This is a genomic window from Sphingopyxis sp. Root154 (assembly GCF_001427105.1).
In the GTDB taxonomy this organism is placed as follows: Bacteria; Pseudomonadota; Alphaproteobacteria; order Sphingomonadales; family Sphingomonadaceae; genus Sphingopyxis.
Map to the genome: position 1 here is coordinate 934,086 of NZ_LMGI01000002.1, position 21,701 is coordinate 955,786.

Annotated in this window: 12 protein-coding genes; 2 read left to right on the plus strand and 10 right to left on the minus strand. The window is 64.9% G+C overall.

Annotation, left to right across the window (positions count from 1 at the left end):
- Positions 1 to 73 precede the first annotated feature (73 nt).
- The 9 genes from ASD73_RS10165 to ASD73_RS10205 all read right to left on the minus strand — a co-directional run bounded on the left by ASD73_RS10165 (position 74) and on the right by ASD73_RS10205 (position 17,256).
- Positions 74 to 2,410 carry a GH92 family glycosyl hydrolase gene (locus ASD73_RS10165; protein ID WP_056371990.1) on the minus strand — a complete coding sequence of 779 codons (2,337 nt, stop codon included), beginning with the start codon at positions 2,408 to 2,410 and terminating at the stop codon, positions 74 to 76.
- A 14-nt stretch (positions 2,411 to 2,424) separates the two neighbouring features.
- Entirely contained in the window at positions 2,425 to 3,861 is a 1,437-nt protein-coding gene (locus ASD73_RS10170) for a glycoside hydrolase family 125 protein (RefSeq protein WP_056373470.1), read from the minus strand.
- 14 nt (positions 3,862 to 3,875) lie between these two features.
- The gene (locus ASD73_RS10175; protein ID WP_056373473.1) at positions 3,876 to 6,200 is read right to left on the minus strand and encodes a GH92 family glycosyl hydrolase; all 2,325 of its coding nucleotides are present in this window, start codon (positions 6,198 to 6,200) and stop codon (positions 3,876 to 3,878) included.
- Between the two features lie 14 nt (positions 6,201 to 6,214).
- Complete coding sequence (locus tag ASD73_RS10180; protein ID WP_235534300.1) at positions 6,215 to 7,276, minus strand: glycoside hydrolase family 43 protein; 1,062 nt, start codon at positions 7,274 to 7,276, stop codon at positions 6,215 to 6,217.
- 131 nt (positions 7,277 to 7,407) lie between these two features.
- Positions 7,408 to 10,419: a TonB-dependent receptor gene (locus ASD73_RS10185; protein WP_235534303.1), complete on the minus strand. Its 3,012-nt coding sequence runs from the start codon at positions 10,417 to 10,419 to the stop codon at positions 7,408 to 7,410.
- Positions 10,420 to 10,714: 295 nt separating this feature from the next.
- Positions 10,715 to 12,667 (minus strand): glycoside hydrolase family 2 protein, encoded by a 1,953-nt coding sequence (locus ASD73_RS10190; RefSeq protein WP_200934930.1) that lies wholly within the window; start codon positions 12,665 to 12,667, stop codon positions 10,715 to 10,717.
- Between the two features lie 99 nt (positions 12,668 to 12,766).
- Positions 12,767 to 15,085, minus strand: a complete 2,319-nt coding sequence (locus tag ASD73_RS10195; RefSeq protein WP_056373477.1) for a GH92 family glycosyl hydrolase — start codon at positions 15,083 to 15,085, stop codon at positions 12,767 to 12,769.
- A gap of 87 nt (positions 15,086 to 15,172) precedes the next feature.
- Positions 15,173 to 16,432 carry a sugar MFS transporter gene (locus tag ASD73_RS10200; RefSeq protein WP_056371993.1) on the minus strand — a complete coding sequence of 420 codons (1,260 nt, stop codon included), beginning with the start codon at positions 16,430 to 16,432 and terminating at the stop codon, positions 15,173 to 15,175.
- Positions 16,429 to 17,256 (minus strand): class I mannose-6-phosphate isomerase, encoded by an 828-nt coding sequence (locus ASD73_RS10205; RefSeq protein ID WP_056371995.1) that lies wholly within the window; start codon positions 17,254 to 17,256, stop codon positions 16,429 to 16,431. The genes ASD73_RS10200 and ASD73_RS10205 overlap by 4 nt, the downstream gene beginning before the upstream one ends.
- 176 nt (positions 17,257 to 17,432) lie before the next feature.
- Between ASD73_RS10205 and ASD73_RS10210 the strand changes: the two genes are divergently transcribed.
- Positions 17,433 to 18,803, plus strand: a complete 1,371-nt coding sequence (locus ASD73_RS10210; RefSeq protein ID WP_056371997.1) for a sugar porter family MFS transporter — start codon at positions 17,433 to 17,435, stop codon at positions 18,801 to 18,803.
- Positions 18,804 to 18,807: 4 nt separating this feature from the next.
- On the opposite strand, the gene ASD73_RS10215 is transcribed toward ASD73_RS10210, so the two are convergent.
- Positions 18,808 to 20,049 carry an ROK family transcriptional regulator gene (locus ASD73_RS10215; RefSeq protein ID WP_056371999.1) on the minus strand — a complete coding sequence of 414 codons (1,242 nt, stop codon included), beginning with the start codon at positions 20,047 to 20,049 and terminating at the stop codon, positions 18,808 to 18,810.
- A 229-nt stretch (positions 20,050 to 20,278) separates the two neighbouring features.
- On the opposite strand from ASD73_RS10215, the gene ASD73_RS10220 reads away from it, so the two are divergent.
- Positions 20,279 to 21,700 (plus strand): MFS transporter, encoded by a 1,422-nt coding sequence (locus ASD73_RS10220; RefSeq protein WP_056372001.1) that lies wholly within the window; start codon positions 20,279 to 20,281, stop codon positions 21,698 to 21,700.
- Position 21,701: the final 1 nt, after the last annotated feature.

Consider the following 21,701-nt stretch of genomic DNA (forward strand, 5'->3'; position numbering starts at 1 on the left):
TGGGAGAGATTTCACAACGCATTCCGTTCTTATCATTTTCTTTTCGCTACCAAAAACTTGTCGCAAATTTGCTTCATGCGGGAGCAGAGCCGAAGGAAGGCGGACGGTCGGCCTTCGCGGCGCCGAACTCTGACGGCTTCGCGCCCATCTCGAAGACGAGTTCGCCGCCGCCGATGAGGTCGGCGTGCGCGACCCAGTTCTTGCTCCACGGCTTGCCATTCCAGCGGACCGACTGCACGTAAGGCCGGTCGGGGCCATTGCCCTCGGCGCGGACGGTCAGCGTCTTGCCCGCGCCCACCGTCACCTCGGCGACGTCGAACAGCGGCGAGCCGAAGACGTAGATCGCGCTCACCGGATCGACCGGATAAAAGCCGAGCGCTGACAGGATGAACCAGGCGCTCATCTGGCCGCAATCGTCGTTGCCGATCACGCCGTCGGGGTCATTCTTGTACATTTCGACGAGCAGGCGCCGGATCATCGCCTGCGTCTTCGCGGGCGCGCCGCAATAGGCGTACATGTACGCGACATGGTGGTTCGGTTCGTTGCCGTGCGCATATTGGCCGACGAGGCCGGAGATGTCGGGCGGCGCATTGTCGGGCAAGGTCGAGGGCGCATTGAACAGCGCGTCCAATTGTTTCTCGAACGCGGCGTCGCCGCCGAAATGCTCGATCAGGCCATAAACATCATGCTGGTTGAGGAAGGTCGCCTGCCAGCCGTTCGCCTCGGTATAGTCGCGCCACTTTTTGACATTGTGGCCGATCTGGACCGGATCATAATCCTTCCACCAGCTGCCGTCCTTGAAGCGCGGGCGCGCGAAGCGGGTTTCGGGGTCGATGACGCCGCGGTAGTTCTGCGCGCGCTTGCGCAGCGCCGCCGCATCGTCCTTGGCGCCAACGGCATCGGCGAGGTGCGCCATCGCCCAGTCGTCATACGCATATTCCTGCGTCCGGCTGACCGACTCCCACACCTCGTCGCACGGGATATAGCCTAGGTCGTAATAGAAGCCGCGGCCGAGCGTGCTGTCGATATCCTTATACTCGCGGTCGAAGGCGCGGCGGCGGATGTTCGGCCAGGCGGCGGCATAGTCAGCCTTGATGCCCTTGGCGTGCGCCTCGGCGAGCACCGACACGCCGTGCCAGCCGATCATGCACGCGGTTTCGACCCCCTGCAGCGGCCAGACGAGCGGGCCGGCGGGGCTCTGCGCGGTCTGGCGGCAGATGTCGCGGGTCAGGAGCGCAGCACGGTCGGGATCGATCAGCGTCAGCAGCGGATGGAGCGCGCGATAGGTGTCCCATAGCGAATAGGTGCTGAACGCCTCCTCGCCCTTCGCGGCTTCATGCACCTGCCGGTCGAGCCCGACATAGCGCCCGTCGCGGTCGGTAAAGAGCGTCGGCGCGAGTTGCGCGTGATAGAGCGCGCTCGTCATGATCGTGCGCTGCGCCTCGGTGCCGCCCGACACGCGGATGCCGCCGAGCGCCTTGGCCCAGGTGCCGCGCGCGGCCTTGACCGCGTCATCGAAATCCCAGGCGGGAACCTCCTGCGCCAGCGCGTCGCGCGCGCCCTTTACGTCGACCGCCGAGAGGCCGGTCTTGATCAGGATCGGCGGGCCACCGGCATCGTCGAAGAAGAAGGCGACCTTGAGCTTGTTGCCCTTGATCGACTTCGCGCCGTCGGGGGCGGGTGTTCCGTCGTCGCCGAAGAATTGTACGCGGTCAGGCTTGCGCGACATCTGCATCGCGAAATGGATGCGCCGCCCCTTGGCCCAGCGATTGACCTGCCGGCCGCCGGTCAGCGTGCCGTCATCGCCGAGGTCGAGCGACGCCTTTTCGACAACGATACCCTTGTCCCAGTCATCCTCGATCGCGTGCGCGAAATCGATCAGGATATGCCCCGGCCCCTGGCCGAAGCGATAGCGGTGCAGCCCGCAGCGTTCGGTGACGGTGAGCTCGGCGAGCACGCCGGTCTCGAGCTTTACGCGGTAATAGCCGGGCTCGGCATGCTCGTCCGAATAGCGCTGGCGATAGCCCTCGCCGGGCTTTTCGATCGTACCGGGTTCGAGCTTCAACTCGCGCCGCGTCGGCACCACGAGAATGTCGAGCATGTCGCCAATGCCAGTGCCCGACAAATGCGTGTGGCTGAACCCCATGATCGAGCCATCTTTCTGATGATAGCCCGAGCAGGCATCCCAGCCATGGGTGTTCGTATCGGGGCTGAGCTGCGCCATCCCGAATGGCAGCGACGCGCCGGGGAAGGTGTGCCCGTGCCCACCAGTGCCGATGAAGAGATTGGGCTTGCCGGGCGCGAGCGCGGCGCCGCCCGCCACCGATCGCGAGCAGCCGGCGGGGATCGCGCCGCCGAGTGCGAGCAGCCCCGTGGTCGCGAGAAGCTGGCGGCGGCTGGTCGTGATCATCGTCCTCTCCCCGCTCACAGCGGCCGCGACAGCAGCGCGGGGCGCTTGTCGGCGACCTCGATGATCAGCTGGCCGAACAGCGCGTTGGCCCACGCGAACCAGCTGCGCGTGAAGTTCTTCGGATCGTCCTTATGGAAGCTTTCGTGCATAAAGCCGGTGCCGCCGTGCGTCGTCTTCAGCCAGCGCAGGCACTGGAGGATCGTCGCATCGTCGTCGGCATTCATCGCGCGGGTGATGATCGACATCGGCCAGATCATGTCGAGGCCGATATGCGGCCCGCCGATCCCCTCGGCCGCCGTGCCCTTGAAGAAATAGGGGTTGCGCTCCGACCAGGCGAGCGCCGCGGTGCGCAGGAAGATCGGATCCTTCTTGTCGACGACGTCGATCAACGGCAGCCCCGACAGGCTCGGCACATTGGCGTCGTCCATGAAGACAGTATTGCCGAAGCCGTCGATCTCATAGGCCCAGACCTGCTCGCCCTTGCCGTTGTCGATCAGCGCATGCGTCTTCAGCGCGGCCTCGACCTCGGCGGCGAGCGCCTCGGCGTCGGTCGCCGCCGCATTATCGCCGCGCGCTTCGCGGTGGACGGCGGCGATCTTGCGCAGCACCGACACCGCGAACAGGTTCGACGGGATCAGGAAGGGATAGAGGCACGCATCGTCCGACGGGCGGAACATCGAGTGGATCAACCCGACCTTCTTCGTCGGCGCGCCATAACCGCTCAGCATCAGGCTGTCGGTGGGCTGGAGCGCCGGACGCTGGAAGCTGTACGGGCCCGGGCCATCCTTGCGCTGCTGTTCGCGGAAGGTCTGAACCGCGAGTTTCATCGCGCGCGACCATGTGTCGTCGAACGGTGCCTTGTCCTTCGTCCGCGTCCAATATTCGTGGCTGAGCCGCATTGCATAGCAGAGCGAGTCGATTTCCCATTTCCGCTCGGCGACGCCGGGCTTCATTTCGGTCTTGTCGGTCTGCGACCATTCGAGCTTCGACGGCGCGGTCGGATCCTTGTCGAACGCATTGGCATAGGGATCGATCAGGATGCAGCGCGCCTGCCGCTGGATCAGCCCCTGGAACAGCCGCTTGAGCTTCGCGTCCTTGGCAACGAGGTGGATATAGGGCTGCACCTGCGCCGAGCTGTCGCGCAGCCACATCGCCTCGATATCGCCGGTGATGACGAAGGTGTCGGGGCGGCCGTCGAGCGTGCCCGTCTGCACCGTCGTGTCGAGCGTGTTCGGGTAGCAATTCTCGAACAGCCAGGCGAGTTCGGGATCGGCGATCTTCGCCTTCACGCGCGCGATCTCGGCCTCGATCGCGGGGCTGGTGAAGGCGCGCGCGGCGGGCGCGGGGCGCTTGCTGGCGAAGGCGCCGGCGGCGCGGGCGGCGGCGGGCATCGTGGCGGCCAGCGCGAGCGCGCCGGCGCCGGCCATGATCTCGCGGCGGTTGGGGGTCATGTTCATCTCCGAAATCATTTGGCGGGCGCGCTGATCGAGAAGGGCGCGTCGGCGGGGGCCGTGCCCCATTGCTTGTTGGGCTTGGCGCCCATCACGAAGTCGACCGTGCCGCCCTGCGACAAAGCGCCGTGGGTGAAATAGGTCTTGCTCTGCGGCTTGCCGCCGAGCGCGACCGACTGGAGATAGACGTTCGCCGCGCTGTTGTTCTGCGCGTTGATCGTCAGCGTCTTGCCGTTCGGCATCGTCAGCACCGCCTTCTGGAACAGCGGGCTGCCGATCGCATATTCGCCCGTCGCCGAGGCGACCGGATAGAAGCCGAGCGCCGAGAAGACATACCAGGCCGAGGTCTGGCCATTATCCTCGTCGCCCGGATAGCCGTCGGGCGCCGACGAATAGAGCTTCGCCATGATGTCGCGGACATGATGCTGCGTCTTCCACGGCGCACCCGCCCAATTGTAGAGATAGGGCATGTGCTGGATCGGCTGGTTGCCATGGGCATATTGACCCATGTCGACGATCTGCATCTCGCGGATCTCGTGGATCACCTGGCCGTAATAGCTTTCGTCGAAGATCGGCGGCGTGGTGAAGATCGCGTCGAGCCGCTCGACGAATTTCTGCCGCCCCCCCATCAGGTTCATCAGCCCCTGAACGTCCTGCATCACCGCCCAGCTATAGTGGAGCGCGTTGCCCTCGGTGAAGGCATCGCCCCATTTGTACGGATTGAACGGGGTCGCCCACGAGCCATCCTTGTTGCGGCCACGGATCCAGCCGCTCTGATTGTCATAGAGCTTCTGGTAGTTCAGCGCCCGCTCGCGATATTTCTTGGCGTCAGCATCCTTTCCGAGCAGCTTGGCGAGCTGCGCGATGGAGAAGTCGGCGGTCGCATATTCGAGCGTGCGCGCGGCATTTTCGTTGATGCCGACGTCATAGGGCACATAGCCGAGCCGGTTGTAATGTTCGGCGCCCTCGCGCCCGACCGCGGCGATGACCTTGCCCGCCTTGTCCTTGGGGCGGCCCTCGCTCGTCGTCGCGTTCTTGATCATCGCTTCGTAGAGCGTCTCGACGTCGAAGCCGCGCACGCCGTTGAAATAGGCGTCGGCGATCAGGTTCGCCGAGTTCGACCCGATCATCACGTTGCGATAGCCGGGGCTCGCCCATTCGGGCAGCCAGCCGCCCTCCTTATAGGTGTTGACCAGCCCCTGCATGATCTGGCTGTCGAGGTCGGGGTACATCAGCGCGAAGAAGGGGAAGACCGCGCGCCACGTGTCCCAGAAACCATTGTCGGTGAACATGTAACCGTCGTGCACCTTGCCGTCGTACGGGCTGTAGTGGACGATCTTTCCGTTCGCGTCCTTTTCATAGAAGACACGCGGGAATTGCAGCATCCGGTACAGCGACGAATAGAAGGTGCGGACCTTTTCGGGGTCGGGATCGGTGACGCGAATGCGCGAGAGTTCCTTTTCCCACGCCGCCTTCGCCTTTGCCTGCGTCGCGTCGAAGCTGTCGCTGCCGATTTCGGTGCGCAGGTTCAGCAGCGCCTGTTCGGGGCTGATGAACGACGAGGCGACGCGGACATGGACCTTGTCGCCCTTCTTCGTCTTGAAGCTCAGCACCGCGCCGACATGGTCGCCCTCGCGCGCGAGTTCGTTCGTCGGCGCGTCGTCGCCGGCCCAGGTGCGCGCGAGCGTGAAGTCGCGGTCGAATTCGGCGACGAAATAGTTGTGGAAATTGTCGGGCACGCCGCCGTTGTTGTTGCGGACATAGCCGGTGATGCGGCGGTTCTTGACGTCGACCTTGACCATCGATCCGCCCGCGAGCCCGTCGAGCAGGATGTGCGCGTCGTCGCTTTCGGGAAAGGTGAAGCGGAACTGCGCGGCCCGCGCGGTCGGCGCGACCTCGGCAGTCACGTCATAGTCGGCGAGATAGACTTTGTAGGAATAGGGGCGCGCGACCTCGGCCTTGTGGCTGAACCAGCTGCCGCGTTCCTGCTGCTTGACCTTCACCGGACCGGTTTCGGCCATCAGCGCGAAGGCGGCATAATCGTTCATCCACGGGCTCGGCTGGTGCGTCTGCTTGATGCCGCTGATCTTTTCGCCGTCATAGGTATAGCCCCAGCCGCTGCCGGGCTCGCCCGTCACCGGCGTCCAGCTGTTCATGCCGAAGGGGACGGCGACCGCGGGATAGGTGTTGCCGTACGACAGACGATAACTGGAATCGGTGCCCATCAGCGGGTTGACGTAATCGACGAGCGCGGTCTGGTTCGCGCTCGATTGCGCGAGCGCCACCGGCGTCCCGACGCTGGTGAGCACGAGCGCACTTGCGGCGGCGCTCAGCATCATCTTGCGGATCGTCTTCACTTTGTCTCTCCCCTGTTTGCTGTTCGTGCCGGCAGCGGGCGCGCTGCGACGCCCTTGTTTGTCATTATCACCGGCGCGATCGTGCCGTCGGCGTTGAAAATCATGCGGTCGATCGCGAGCTGGCGGCGCTCGCCGCTCGTCTGATCGAGCGGGCGGCGATGATAGGCGATATACCAGTCGTCGGTGCCGGGCACATTGACCACCGAATGATGCCCCGCGCCGCGCGCGATCTTGAAATCCTGGCTCAATATCTTGCCCATCGGCTTGAACGGCCCGGTCGGCGATGGCCCCATCGCATAGGCGACCGAATAATCGGGGCCGGTCCAGCCGCCCTCCGACCACATCAGATAATAGACGCCCTTGCGCTTCACCATGAACGATCCCTCGACATAGCCGGGGGGCGCGATTTCCTTGTACGTCGTGCCGTCGGCAAAGGGCTCGATCGACGTCAGGTCGTCGCCGAGCCGGACGACGTTGCAATGCTTCCAGCCGCCATAATAGAGATAATGCTGCCCATCATCGTCGCGAAAGACGAACTGGTCGATCGGCTGCGCGCCGTTGTGGAAGGCGTCGATCAGCGGCTTGCCGATCGCATCCTTGAACGGCCCCTCGGGGCGGTCGCTGACCGCGACGCCGATACCGCCGCGCTGGTCGTCCGACTGGATGTCGTTCGCGCCGAAGAAGAGATAATATTTGCCGTCCTTCTCGATCGCCGACGGCGCCCACACGGCATAGGCCGCCCAGGCGACATTCTCGACGTCGAGCGCGTGGCTATGTTTCGTCCAGTGAACGAGGTCGGGCGACGAAAAGACGTTGAAGAAGGTCTGGTAATGATAGGACGGCCGGACCGTCTTCTGTTCGCGCAGCTTCTTCTGCTGCTCATTGAAATGCTGTGAGAAATCGGGCGTCTCGCCATGGTCCGAATAGGTCGGATAGATCCAGTAGCGGTCGCCGAAGACGCGGATTTCAGGGTCAGCGTACCAGCCGGGGACGATCGGATTCTCTGCCGCGGCCGTGCCGCCCGTCAGCAGCGCCGCACCGAAAACCAGCGATTTCAACCCGACACGCACCTCGCGTCCTCCCCCATATTGTCGTTATAAAACACCGAAGCATGTTCCAGCTCGCCCGGAAAGAGGTGGGTGGCTCCTTGCGGAGCCACCCAAGGGGGAGAGCTGGGGTATGGGCCCCATCAGAACTTGTACGAGACGCCAACATAAGCGCGGCGGCCGAAGTAGTTGCTGCGGACGAAGCGGTCCTTGGTGTCGTTACCAAGGTGCTGGCGCTCTTCCGACTTGGTCAGGTTGATGACCGAAGCGGTGAGCATCAGCCCGTCCATCAGCTCGTACGACGCGTTGATGTCGACCTGTTCATAGGGGTCGGTGTAGATGTTGAGGCCCGAAGAGAGCCCGCCGACGACTTCGCCGCGGCGGTTGTACGACGCACGGACGAGGAATTTGTCGGTTTCATAGAAGACCGACGCGTTGACCTGCGTCTTCGCGCTGCCGACGAGCGCCGACTTGCCGACTGCCTCGCCGTCGAGCGTGATCTCGGCGACCGAGGTGTCGTTATAGGTGAAGTTCACCTGCGCGCCGAGGCCGAAGTCGAAGGTGTGCTGGGCATAGAGTTCGACACCCTGCGACTTGGCGTTCGAGCCATTGGCGACGGTCGAATAGGGCTGGATCAGCACCTGTTCGCCGTTCACTTCGCGCGTCACGTCGAGCACGAGCGGGACAACGAAGTCCGACACGTCCTTGCGGAACAGGCCGACGCCGAGCACCGAGCCACGCTTGAAATACCATTCGACGCCGAGGTCATATTGCCAAGCCGAGAAAGGCTGGAGATCGGCGTTGCCACCGCTGCCCGACCAGCCTTCGAACTCGCCGAACTGGCCGCGGTCGAACGCATAGGCGGCCGAACGATAGGTCAGCGAACGCTGCGACCCGAGATCGTTGAACGAGGGACGCGAGATCACCTTGGCGACTGCGCCGCGAACGACGATGTCGGGGGTGACTTCATAGACGACGTTCAGGCTGGGCAGCCAGTCGGTGTAGCTTTTCGACTGATCGACCTGCGTGTTGACGATCAACTCGCGCTCGGAAAGCGGGCGCACCTGGCAGTTGCCGTCGGGGCCGAGCGGTACATTGGGATCGAGCGGGCCGCCCGGACCGTCGACGCAATAATCGTTGAGGAACTGCAGGCGATCCGACGTCAGCCCCGATTGCTTGGTATGCGCCACGCGCAGGCCGATGTTCCCGCGCAGCGGGCCGGTCGCGAAGTCGGCCTGCACATAGCCCGCAAACACCTTTTCCTTCAGGTCATAGGTGTTGTTCGGTTCGGGAACGCGCACCGACGGACCATAGGTGTCGTTGATATAGTCGAGATAATTGCTGAAATTGATGCCCGGGAACAGGTTCGCATTGAACCCGCCGCCGATGTTGCCGATCGGCTTGTCATAGAAATATTCGGGCCGCGCGACCGCGCCTGCGGGCGTGTCCTGATAGCGCAGCTTCGTTGCCGGATCAGCATACCATTCGTTGCGGCCGGTTTCGCGGTGGATGCTCATCTCGCGCCATTTGCCACCGACGCGGAACGCGCTCAGCAACCCGTCGAAGCGGCGGACGAGATCGAGCTGCGCATAACGCTGCGAGATCGCGCTGTTGGTGAAGCCCGACCCGGTCGAGCCGACGTCGATCTGCGCGATCCCGTTCTTGATATTCTCCTGAAGCTCCGGGGAGAACTCCATGTTGAGGTTGCCGCCGGTGAAATCCCACATGCTGAGGAAATTGCCGTTCTGCTCCTGGCCCGTGACGGTCAGGCGCGGCTTCGCCGCAACGCCGAAGCGCATCGACGGACCGCCGGTCGCCTTCGTCTTGCCGAATTTCAGCACCGCGTCGAAATTGTCCTGATTCCAGGCGACCTCGGTCTCGAAGGTGTTCGAAACCTGCTTTTCGCGGCTGTACGTCCCCGCGATCTGCGGCGTCTCCATCGTGCAGGGCGTCGCATTGGCCGAGCATCCGGTTCCCGCGGCGGGGACCTGGAAATTCGCCGACTGGAAGATCGTGCCGCTCTCGTCAAAGGTCGGCGCAGTGAAGAAATTGCCATAACCCCATTCGGGGATCTTCAGCACATTGCTCTGAAAGCTGCTCTTGTAATCAAAGCGGAAATAGTTCGCGGTGACGGTCAGATTTTCGATCGGACGCATCTGCGCGGTCGCCTGGATGCCAAGGCGCTTGCGCTGCTGCGAAAAGACTTCGGCGTTGACCGATTGCGGTGCCCAATAGCCCGAATAATGCGTGCCGTCCTGCCCGGTCACGCCGGTGCCCGGCCAATAGGAAATCGCGTCGTCGTTTTCGAACGGATTGCCGTTAACGTCAGTCGCGGGGGTGATGATGTCACCGTTGGCCGCGCGGTCGCTCCACCAGCGCCACGTTTCGGTCGACCCGCGCAGTTCGCGGTTCGCACGCTCCTGATAGGTCGCACCGATGAGGAAACCGAGGCGTTCCTCGGGGTCTTTCCATGAAATCTGGCCGGCGATCTGCGGGTCGAATTTCTTGGTGGTGTCCGAATAGGTGCCTTCGGCCGAGACGAAGCCCGACCAGGCCGGCAGGTCAAACGGACGGCGGGTGTTGAGGATCACGGTGCCGCCGACGCCACCCTCTTCGAGCCGCGCTTCGGACGACTTGTAGACTTCGGTGCTCGCGATGAAGTTCGACGGCAGCAGGACATAGTTGAACGAACGCGACGGATCGCCGCTGTCGGCGCCGGCGATGAAATTACCGTTGAGCAGCGTGAGCGTCAGGTCCGACTGGAGGCCGCGAATGCTGACGCGGCTGCCTTCGCCGCCGTCGCGCGTGATGATCACGCCGGGGACGCGCTGCAATGCGTCGGCGACATTCTTGTCGGGGAATTTGCCGATGTCCTCGGCGGTGATGACTTCGATAAGCGAATTGGCTTCGCGCTTCTGCTCGAGGCTCTGCTCGATCGACTTGCGATAGCCGGTGACGACGATCGCATCGCCCGGCGCCGCCTCTGCCGCTTCATCCGCCGGTGGCTGCGTCGCCGGCGCCGGCGCCGGTGCTGCCTGCGCATAGGCCTGCCCGGCGCTGCACAGTGCCGCGAGCGTGCCCGCGCCCAGCATCAGTTCGCGCACTAGCGCCGCGCGCCGTGCCGCTTTCGCTGAATGGATTTGTCCTGCCTTCATCACATCGACCTCCCTGTTCGAGGGGCTGTTCGCCCCCACTCGTTATTCGGCGCTTTCAGAGTCGCCGAGCAGCGGATCATCGGACCCGTTGAGCCTCTATCAGAATATAAAAAACAATTTGTCAAAATAAATTTTTCGAGCCGTTGGCCGGACGCGATGAATCGTTACAAACCCGTCGCAAAGACGCAGTTTTTCGCAGTTTTACGTGGGTATCGACGCGCGGCCGCAGACCGCCCCGCCCGCTATCCCCGGCTCCGGGGACGGCAGGTGCCGTCACGCTTTCGCCCGAGGCCGGTCAATCCGGAGTCGGGGTCTTCCACAGCGGCGCGGCGATCTCCGCCAACGCCTCGGCGGGCGCCTTCGGCACAGCGCGGTCATAGGTCAGCAGCCCGTTGATCTCGTCCTCGACGTCGGTGGTCTGGGTGTAGACCGAGGCGCTGAGCCCGTTCTCCTTCGCCTGCCGGATCACGCCTTCCATCTTGCGGCGGAAGCGAACGAGATATTCCTTCTCGTCCTGCGCGACCTGATAGCTCCAATTGCCCTTACCCGGCTTCCAGATATGGCCCGGCACCGGAAAGCCGACCCCGCCATATTCGCCGAGCACGATCGCGCGATTCGTCTGCAGCGGCGGCGTCTTCGGCACATCCTCGTAAGTGTGGATGTCGAGCATGTCGGAGTCCTTCGGCGCGACATCAAGCCAGCCCGAATTGGCGTCGACCAGCCGCGTCGGATCGATCCCCTTCACGAAACGCGACAGGGTCGCCGAATCATATTGGCCCCATCCCTCGTTATTGACGACCCACGTCACGATCGAGGGGAAGGCGCGCAGCTCGCCGATCATCTCGGACAATTGCTTCTGCTGCTCGGCCAGCGTCTCCGACGGGAAGATCGCCTGATACTGGCTTGTGCCCGCGAGATATTGATCCTCGCCGCCGCCCGAGGGCATGTCCTGCCAGATCAGCATGCCGAGCCGGTCGGCGTCGTGATAATAGCGCGCGGGCTCGACCTTGATATGCTTGCGCAGCATGTTGAACCCCGCCTTCTTCAGGAAGACGATGTCGCTCTTCATCGCCTCTTCCGACGGCGGCGTATAAAGCCCGTCGGGCCACCAGCCCTGATCGAGCGTGCCGTGCTGGAACAGCGGCTTGTTGTTGAGCAAGATCGCGGGCTGCCCGGCGACGCGGCCGGGTCCGACCGACACTTTGCGCATCGCGAAATAGGCGGCGACGCTGTCGCGCGGTGCGCCCTGCACGCGCGCCTTGGCATAGACGCGGCTCTCATGATCGGTGAAGCGCGAGTCATAGGCCTTGCGGTCGCGCTCGGCCTCGCCCGCATAGGGATCGGCGATCGTCACCAGCTCGGCCTTGAGGTCGTAGAGATGCGGATCGTCGGGCGACCAGAGGTGCGCGTTCGGGATCGCGAGCGTCGCCTGCCGGTTCGCACGGATGATCGTCGAGGCGATCGTCTTGCCGCCCGCGCTCGCGGTCAGCCGCACCGCATCATTGTCGTTCGCCCAGCCGGAAAGTGCCACCGCGACATCGACGGTGCCGCGGTCGATATCGGGCGTCGCGCGCACCTCGGCGATATGGAGCTTGGGTACCGGCTCGATCCACACCGTCTGCCAGATGCCGCTGACCGCGGTGTACCAGATGCCCGAGGGATCGAGGATCTGCTTGCCGCGCGGCTGGGTGCCCGCGCTCGTCGGGTCGGTGACCTCAACGATCAGCTCGTTCGCGCCCGGTTTCAGATAGGGGCTGATGTCGAAACCGAAGGCGTCGAAGCCGCCCTTGTGCGATCCGACGACCGATCCGTTGACGCGCACCGTCGCCTCATAATCCACCGCCCCGAAGTTGAGCATGACATTCTGGCCGCGCCAGTCGGCGGGGACGGAGAAGCTGCGGCGATACCAGACGCGGTCGTCGGGCGTGACCTTGCGCGCGACGCGCGACAGTTTCGATTCGACCGGGAACGGCACGAGGATCTTTCCTTCCATCGCCGCCGGACGCTCGGCCGCCTTGGGGGCGATCGCATAATCCCACAGGCCGTTGAGATTGACCCAGCGCTCGCGCACCATCTGCGGGCGGGGATAGAGGCGCCACGCGTTTTCTGGCGTCACTTCTTTGCCCCAGCGCGTCATCAGCTCGCTAGTATAGACGGCGTCGCCTGCAGGCGCGGCGGTGGTGGTCTGGGCCTGTGCCGCGACCGGTGCAAGGGCGAGAAGAGAGGCGGTGATCAAGAGGCTGCGCATGATGTCTGTCCTGTTGAATGGGGGAGAGCCCAGGACCCTTGGGGGGATGGCGGGTCCTGGGCTCGCGCCCCCGCGGGGGTGGCGGGGGCGAGGGGATGGTCAGCGTTTTCGCGACATCGACGGCGGCGCAGCGTCGGGTGCGGCGCCCCACGCCTTGTTCGGCTTGGCGCCCATCGTGAAGACGAAGGTCGCGCCGTCCTTCACATCGTCGTGGCGGAACCACGGCTTGTTCCACGGCTTGCCGTTCAGCGTCGCCGACTGGATATAGACGTTGGTGGCCGAATTGTTGCGCGCGACGATCCGCAGCGTCTTGCCATTGCCCATATCGAGGCTGGCGTCGTCGAAGACCGGGCTTCCGATGATATAATCCTGGCTCGACGGATCGACCGGATAGAAGCCGAGCGCCGAGAGCGCGTACCATGACGAGGTCGCGCCCTGATCGTCCATCCCCGGATAGCCGTAACCCGACGCATCGCTGCCATAGGTCCGGTCGAGAATCTGGCGCACCAGCGCCTGCGTCTTCCACGGCTGGCCGCTCCAGTTGTAATAATAGGGCGCCTGCTGGTCGGGCTGGTTGCCGTGGACATATTGCCCGATCACGCCGGTGCAGTCGCGGCAGATGCCCGTCGGATTATACGGCTTGGTGAAAAACTCGTCGAGCTTGGCATTGAACGCGTCGCGCCCGCCGAGGAGGCCGATCAGCCCCTGCACGTCGTGCGGCACGAGCCACAAGGTCGACCAGCCCGACGCCTCCTTCATCATGAAATTATAATAGGGTTCCTGCGGATCGAAGGGCGCGATCCACTTGCCGTCGGCGGTGCGGCCGCGGATGAAGCCGATCGATTTGTCGAAGACATTGGCATAGTTGCCCGCGCGCTTGAGGAACATCTTGTGGTCGGCGTCCTTGCCGAGCTTTTTCGCGTAGAGCGCGAGCGCATAATCGTCCCACGCATATTCGAGCGTCTTGTCGGCGCCCGCCTTCCCGCCGGCATAGGGCGGGCTGGGATTGTGATCGGGCACGATGTCCGAAATCCAGCCTTGTTTCATATATTCGGCGAGATAGCCGCGCGGCCCCTTCGGGTCGGTCGCGTTCTTGCGCAGATATTCATAGGCGGCTTCATAATCGAATTCGATGCCGCGCTCCCACGCGCCGAGGAACAGGAACACCGCATTGTCGCCGTGGAACGAGGTGTTCATATAGCCCTTCTCGCGCGCCATCGCGAGTTCGGACGCCATGATGTTCTGCACCGCCTCGGGCTCCATCAGTTCGAGCAGCACGATCTGGTTGCGCCCCGTATCCCAGAAGGGAACCGGGCCGTAACGGTCGTGCGTCGCGGTCTGGACCTTGCCATTGGTGTCGGCGAACTTCTCGCCCTTCTGCGCGATCAGGCGCGGCGAGGCGAAGGACTGGAAGAGGGTCGAATAGAAGAGCTTGCGCTGCTTGTCGGTGCCGCCGGTCACGCGGACGCGGTTCAGGAGCTGCGCCCAGGTATCGCGCGCCGCCGCATGGACGCCGTCGAAGTCCCAGCCCGGCACTTCGGCGGCGAGCCGCTGTGCGGCCTGCTCATAGCTGGTCCCGTGCGCCATTTTCACCAGCACCTGCTCGCCGGCCTTCGTCTTGAAGGTCACATAGCCGCCGGAATAGCTGCCTGACATCTCGCGCCCGCCGGGTTTCACGTCGCTGGTGCCGATGCCCCAGCCGGCATTGTCGCCGGGCGATTTGCGGAAGGTGCCGAGCGCGGCGAAGGGTTTCGAAAATTCGGCGACGAAATAGCCGCCGTCGGCGCTGTCCTTGTCGTTCGATATACCGCGTATGATGCGGTCGCCGACGACCTCGACCGTGCCGCCGTGGCGCGGCAGGTTGACGATGATGTTCGACCGCTGGCTCTCGGGGAAGGTGAAGCGCATCACGCTCGCCCAGCGCGTCGCGGTGAGTTCGGCCTGCGTACGAAAGCTGTCGAGATAGACCGAATAATAGCCGGGCGACGCCTTCTCGCGCGACTTGTCATAGTATGACTGGCTGTACGCGGGCGGCGGCGACCAGTCGCCGACCACGGGCATGATGAACGGCTCGGCGCCGCCGCCATAGGTCGAGCCGCCGCCGCCGGTGAAGCCGATCATCGTCGGGTTGGTGTAATAATAGGGAACGGGGACGCCGTTCGGATAGAGAAGCTCAATATTGTTGTTCACCGGCGCCGCTTCGACCGACCCGTGCGGCAGCCGCGCGCCCGGCGACGTCTGCCCCGAATAGACGGGCTCGCCCGGCGGCGGCGCGTTGCCGATCACCGCGGGATCATCGAGCGGCGCGGTGCCGACCAGCGGGTCGGCGAGTTCGACCGGCGACTGGCCGGATTTGGACTGCGCGGCGACCGGCGAAAGCGCCAGCGCGAGCGGCAGCAGCGCGGCGGTCGATGCCATGATGGCGGCCGCCTTCCGCGAACGGCTCCGATTGATATTCTTGTTCATTGCGACCCTCTTCCCTGAATATTTTCGTTGATTGCGTGGTCAGTGCAGCGAAGTTGCAAAGCGGGTCGCCCGTGCCGGCGCCCGCGCCGCGCGCCAGCCGAACAATGCGATGACGAGGTAACAGGCCATCGGCACCAAAAAGGCGAGGGAGCGGCTGCCGCTGGCATCGGCGACCTGCGCGAAGACGAGCGGCACCAGCGCCCCGCCGACGATCGCCATGCAGAGCAGCCCCGAGGTCGCCGAGGCGGGCGCGGTCGACCGCTCGATCGTCAGCGAAAAGATCACCGGGAACATGATCGAGTTGAACAGCCCGACCGAGATCGCGAGCACGCCCGCCGCCGGCCCGCTGATCTGGCTGATCGTCAGGCAGAGCAGCGCCGCGGCGACGGCCGCCACGGCGAGGAGCGGCCCCGCGGGCAGCTTGTAGAGGAGACCCGAGCCGATAAAGCGCCCGATCATCGCGCCGAGCCAATAGAGGCTGACGAAGCTCCCCGCCTGTACCGCGCTGATCGCGAACACATCGGGCTGTTCGAGGAAATTGACCATCGCGCTGCCGATCGCGACCTCGGCGCCGACATAGAGGAAGATCGCGAGCGCGCCGGCGAGCGCCCAGGGCGAGGCGAAGGCGCTCGAAACCCGCGCGCCCGTCTCGACCGCCGGCGCGGCCGCGGTGATCTCGTGCCGGACGCGGTAAAGGAACATCGCGAGCACCGCGATCACTGCGGCGATGAAGACATAGGCGACGTCGATCCGGCCGAGCGAATAAGCGATCTTCGCCTCGGTCACCGGCCCATCTTCGAACAATCCGCCCTGCAGCAACGTCCGCGCCGCGAGATAGGGCGCGATAACGGTGCCGAACGAGTTGAACGCCTGACTCAAGACCAGCCGGAAATGCGAACGTTCGGGGCGGCCGAGCGACGCCGACAGGGGGTTCGCCGCGACCTGCAGCAGCGTGATCCCCGACGCGATGACGAACAGGCCGACGAGCACGATCGAATATTCGCGCACGACGGTCGCAAGCGGCATGATCAGGCAGCCGACGATCATCGTCGCGAGCGCCACGATGATCGAATTGGCCGCGCCCAGCCGCCCCATGATCGCCGCCGCGGGCAGCGAGACGACGCCATAGGCCATGAAGAAGGCGAATTGCGTGAGGAAGCTTTCGGTATCGCTGAGCGCGAAGATCGCCTTCACCGCAGGGATCAAAATGTCGTTGACCGCGGTCACCGCGCCCCAGACGAAGAACAGCATCGTGACATAGGCGAAGGTCCAGGCGGTGCCCGATCGGGTAGCGGTCATGCGAGCCTCCCCTCGCCCGGATAGGCGAGCAACAGGTCGGCCCCGGCGTCGGCATCGAGATGCACCGAGCCGGTAAGTGCGAGGCATTCGCCGCCTTCGAAGGCGGCGCCATCGACAACGCCCTTGCCCGCGACCGGGATCAGCCATGCGGTGACGCCATCATGCAGCGCGATCGTGCGCGCGCCGCCCGCCAGCCGTTCGAGCACGAATTTCGGCCCGTCGACGAGGATCGTGCGATCATCGTCGATACGGCCGGGGGACGGATAGGGCGCATAGGGCCGCGGATCGGACACCGCGATGCCGTCCTCCAGATGCAGTTCGCGCGGGCGGCCATAATCATAGAGACGGTAGGTCGTCTCGCTGTTCTGCTGCACCTCGATCAGCGTCAGACCGGCGCCGATCGCATGCACCGTGCCCGACGGGACGTAAAAGAAATCGCCCGCCTTCACGGGTTTCCAGTCGAGCAATTGTTCGATGCTGCCATCGAGCGCGGCGTCGCGCAGCGCCGCCTTGTCGACGGGCGCTTTCGTTCCCACCGCAATTGTCGAATCGGGCGCGGCGTCGAGGATCAGCCAGCATTCGTCCTTGCCGCGCGGCAGTCCGCGCGCATGCGCTTGCTCATCGTCCGGATGGACCTGCACCGACAGTTTTTCGCTGGTGAAGAGATATTTGATCAGGAGGTCGGGCGTGCTGTCGCCGGGCGCCTGGAACCAGATCTCGCCGACCGGTTCGCCGCCCGCGGGCGAATCAGCGAACGGGCCCCATAGTTGATGGCGCCCCCAAGGCTTTTCCACGCGATGCGTCGCAAGCAATGTCGCCGGCACGAGCCTCTCCCTCTTTCCCAGCCGCCGTTCCGGGTCTGGTTTTTCGAAAACTGCCTCGGCCGACCGCTCCCCGTCAAGATAATAATGAAAATTAATTTATTTGATCGAAATCGCCTTTGTGGCATGTCGGTGGCAATCAGGACGGGCGCCGATGCCCAATCCGTCGGAGAGAGTGGATGGCAGGCAAGCACCACAGCGAAGCATTTCGGGTGCCCGGCGCGCCGCAGCGTCCGGGAGGGCGCGGCACCCTCGCCGCCGCGATCGGGACCGCCGCCCTGGCGGGTCTTCTCTTCGGATTCGATACCGCGGTGATCGCGGGAGTGACTGGCGACCTGACCGACCTGTTCGCGCTCACCCCTGAAACACTCGGCATTACCGTATCGGCGGCGCTTTGGGGCACCCTCGTCGGCGCGCTGTTCGCGGGTAAGCCGGGCGATGCATTCGGCAGCCGTGACAGTCTGCGGATCCTCGCTGCCTTTTATTTCGTCGCGGGAATCGGCTGCGCGCTGGCATCGAGCTGGCCGGCTTTCCTTATCTTCCGTTTCCTATGCGGGCTCGCGATCGGGGGCTCGTCGGTGCTCGCGCCCGTCTATATCGCCGAGATCGCGCCGCCGCGGCACCGCGGATTCCTCGTCGGCCTGTTCCAGTTGATGATCGTCACCGGCATTCTCGTCGCCTATCTCAGCAACGCGACGATATCGGGGCTCGTCGGCGGAGATATCGCGTGGCGGTGGAAGCTGGGCATCACCGCCGCCCCTGCCCTGCTCTTCTTCGTGCTGCTGTTCGCGATTCCCAACAGCCCGCGCTGGCTCGTCGCAAAAGGACGCCGGGGCGAAGCAGCCATCGCGCTGGCGCGGATCGGCACGGCGCCCGAAGCCGCCGAAGCCGAACTAAGCCGCGTCGAGCAGACGCTCGAACGCGACCCGCCGGGGGAGAAGCTGTCGTGGCGCCGCCATCGGCGGCCGATAATGCTCGTGATCCTCGTCGCGATGTTCAACCAGCTCGCGGGCATCAACGCGGTGCTCTATTATCTCAATGACATCTTCGCGCGCGCGGGTTCGCTATCGCCCGACCGCCAGGCGGTGCTGATCGGAATCGCCAATCTGGTGTTCACGCTGGTCGGCATGGCGCTGATCGACCGGATCGGGCGCAAGACGCTGCTGCTCGCGGGCGCGGCGGGCATGACCTTATGCCTCGCCGCCGCCGCGGGGGTCCTTTACGGCGCGCTCGACAACGGCCTGATGCTACCCGCGCTCATCGGCTTCATCGCCTTCTTCGCGACGAGCCAGGGCGCGGTCATCTGGGTCTATATCTCGGAGATATTCCCGACCCCCGTCCGCGCGCGCGGCAGCGCGCTCGGCGCGAGCACGCATTGGCTGATGAACGCGCTGATAGCCGGCATCTTCCCGATATTGGTGGCATGGTCGCCCGGGGCACCGTTCGCGATCTTCGCCGCCGCGATGGTCGTCCAGTTCATCGTCGTCGCGGCGATCTTCCCCGAAACGCGCGGGGTCGATCTCGACGATATGGCACAGCGGATCGAGTGAAGCGTCAGCGCCCCGCCTGCATCAGGATCGATTCGGACGGCAGGACATTGTCGAGGAACGGGATGATAGCGGCGCCGATCGCCGACGCATCATCCGCCGCCTCGGCGCGCCGCACCGGCGCCACCACGGGAAGCTTGCGCCCCGCCATCCGGGCGTTGAGCCGCTCGACAAGCGCGTCGACCAGTTTGCCCGGAAGCCGCCCGCCGATGAGGATGGCGGCCGGATTGATCAGGCAATTGACCGCGATCAGCGGCTGAACGAGCACGTCGGCGGCATCGTCGAGCCATTGGACGATCACCGCCTCCTGCGCCGCCGGGCCGTCGATCAGCGCCTCGGGCCCGTTGACGATATGTCCCGCCGCTTCCAGCCGGGCGTAGAGCGCCGACAGCGAAACCGTGTCCTGCACATTCGCGCCCTCGCCGCGCGTGGGATCGGGCAGCGCCCAGATCTCGCCCGACCGCGAATCCGCGCCGCGAACATAGCTGCGGTCGATAACGAGGCCGCCGCCAAGGCCCGCGCTGATCAGCAGGTAAAAGAAGCTGGGCAGCGCGATGCCGTTGCCGAGGTGGACTTCGCCAAGCGCCGCCGACGCGGCATCATTGTCGGCGTGCAGCGGCCAGGGGAGCACTTCGCCGAGCAGCGCGCCAAGGTCGATGTCGTCCCACGCGTCATATTCGGTCGGCCGGTGCGGCAAGGAAATTCGCCCGAGATCGTCGGGCAGCGCAACGCCGACGCCAAGGATGCGCCCCCGATCGACGCCGCCCTCTTCGAGCAGTCCGGGCAGGATTTCGCGGACGTGATCGACCACCGTTCCGGGCAGCGCGAAGGCGATCTCGCGCGTGTGGCGGCTGCGGATCTTGCCCGCGAGGTCAAGCGTCACCAGCGTGATATGATCGCGATCGATGTTGAGGCCGATCGAAAAGGCGCCGTCGGGATCGATGACGATCCGCATCGCGGGCTGGCCGCGCTTTCCCTGGAGCCGCCCTGCCGGCTTGACGAGACCCAGGTCGATCAGCCGCTTGGTGATGTTAACGATCGTCGGCGGCGTCAGCCCGGTGACGCGCGCGAGGTCGCTGCGCGTCGTTTCGTCGGTGAGGCGAATGGCCTGCAGCACGATCCGCTGGTTATAATCGCCCGCGCGCTCCAGATTGGTGCCCGAAAGGCTGAGCGTCAGCCGGGCATCGCGCGCTTCGGGACCATTTTTCGTCGATTGCCGCCGGTCAAGACCCGGAAGATTAAGGGTCATCGCTGGATTGTCCTTTAAGCTTATCCGAATGCCCGGCGCCCCCCGCCAAACAGACTCGATTCATAAAATATAGGCGCTTTAATAATTCGATTTTAGATAAAGCCGAGCGGCGCCCTCGTGTCAATGACGCGCGGCGTGGCATTGTCGCCCGAGCGCGCTTTTATCGCTTGATCTCAACCATGGTAGAGGTTGCAGAGGGCGTGCGACGCTGATTTTCACTGGAGTGCGCATGAATAGCCAAACCCCCGCCCGGCCTGTCCCCCGCCTCGCCGTCTGGCGCGATCTGCTCGCGGGGGGCCGTGGCCCCGCGCTCGCGCTGGTCCTGCTCGGCTGCTGGGTGGTGGCGGCCGATTCGCTCGTCACCGCGACGATTATGCCGAGCGTCGGGGCGGACCTCGACGGATACGCCTGGTTTGGCTGGGCCGGATCGGGCTTCATGACCGGACTGGTTGTTGCAGGCGCGTCCGCCGGCTGGCTGGCCGAACGTATTGGCCTGCGCGCAGCGATGATCCTTTCCGGCATCACATTTGCTTTTGGCTGCGTGATGAGCGCCGCAGCACCCGGCATCGCACTGTTTCTCGCCGGCCGCGTGGTGCAGGGCGCGGCGGCGGGCTGGATCGGCGGGCTGATCTATGTCGCCATGGCGATGCTGTTTCCCGGCCGCCATCTGCCGCGGGTCTTCGCGCTATGCACCGCCGTCTGGGGGATTGCCATGCTCGCCGGCCCGCTGCTCGGCGGCGTTTTCGCCGACGCGGGACTTTGGCGCGGGGTGTTCTGGCTGTTCGCGGCGCAGGCGGTCCTGTTCGCCGTGGCGAGCTGGTTCCTCGTTCCGCCGCCGACCGATCACCGGACCGACAGCAGGCTCCCGCTCTCCACCATGGCGCTCGTTGCGCTGGGCATCGGCGCGGTGGCGACCGCGGGCGTGACCGGCGGCCTGTTGGTCCCGGCCGTCCTCCTGACGGGAGGCGTGCTCTTGCTGGCGGCCGCGTTCGCGATCGATCGCACCAGCGACAATGCGCTGTTGCCGCGCCGCAGCAGCGCCTTCCCGTTGGGCGTCGCCTACCTCACCTATTTCGCCACCACCGCGGCGGGCACCGCCTTTGCGCTTTACGCGCCCGCGATGCTGCAGATCAGCGCGAAGCTGAGCGCGCTCGAGGCGGGTTATGTCGTCGCCATCGAGGCGCTGGCCTGGACAATGGTATCGCTCTTCGTGTCGGGTGCATCGGCGCGCTGGCAGCCGCGGCTGATCATATTCGGGGCGGCCGCGATCCTCGCGGGCAATATCGGGATTCCCCTGTCGATGGAACGCGAAAGCCTGTTCGCCACGGGCGTTTTCGCGGCTTTTCTCGGCGGTGGATTCGGCATGTCCTACGCGTTTCTGGGGCAGCAGGTCATCGGGTCGTTCGACGACGCATCGCGAACGCGCGGCTCGGCCGCGATCGGCACCGCACGCAATGCGGGTGGTGCGATCGGCGCGGCGATCGCCGGGGTGGGAGCAAATGCGGCGGGCTTTGGCGAGGGGCTCAGCAGCGCCAACCTCTCGGCCGTCGCCTGGGGTGCGATCGGGATCGGCATTCCCTTCGCCCTCGCGGGGCTGATCGGCGCAATCCGGCTCGCGCGGCCCTCAACGCCCGTGCCCGCGCCTGCCTGAG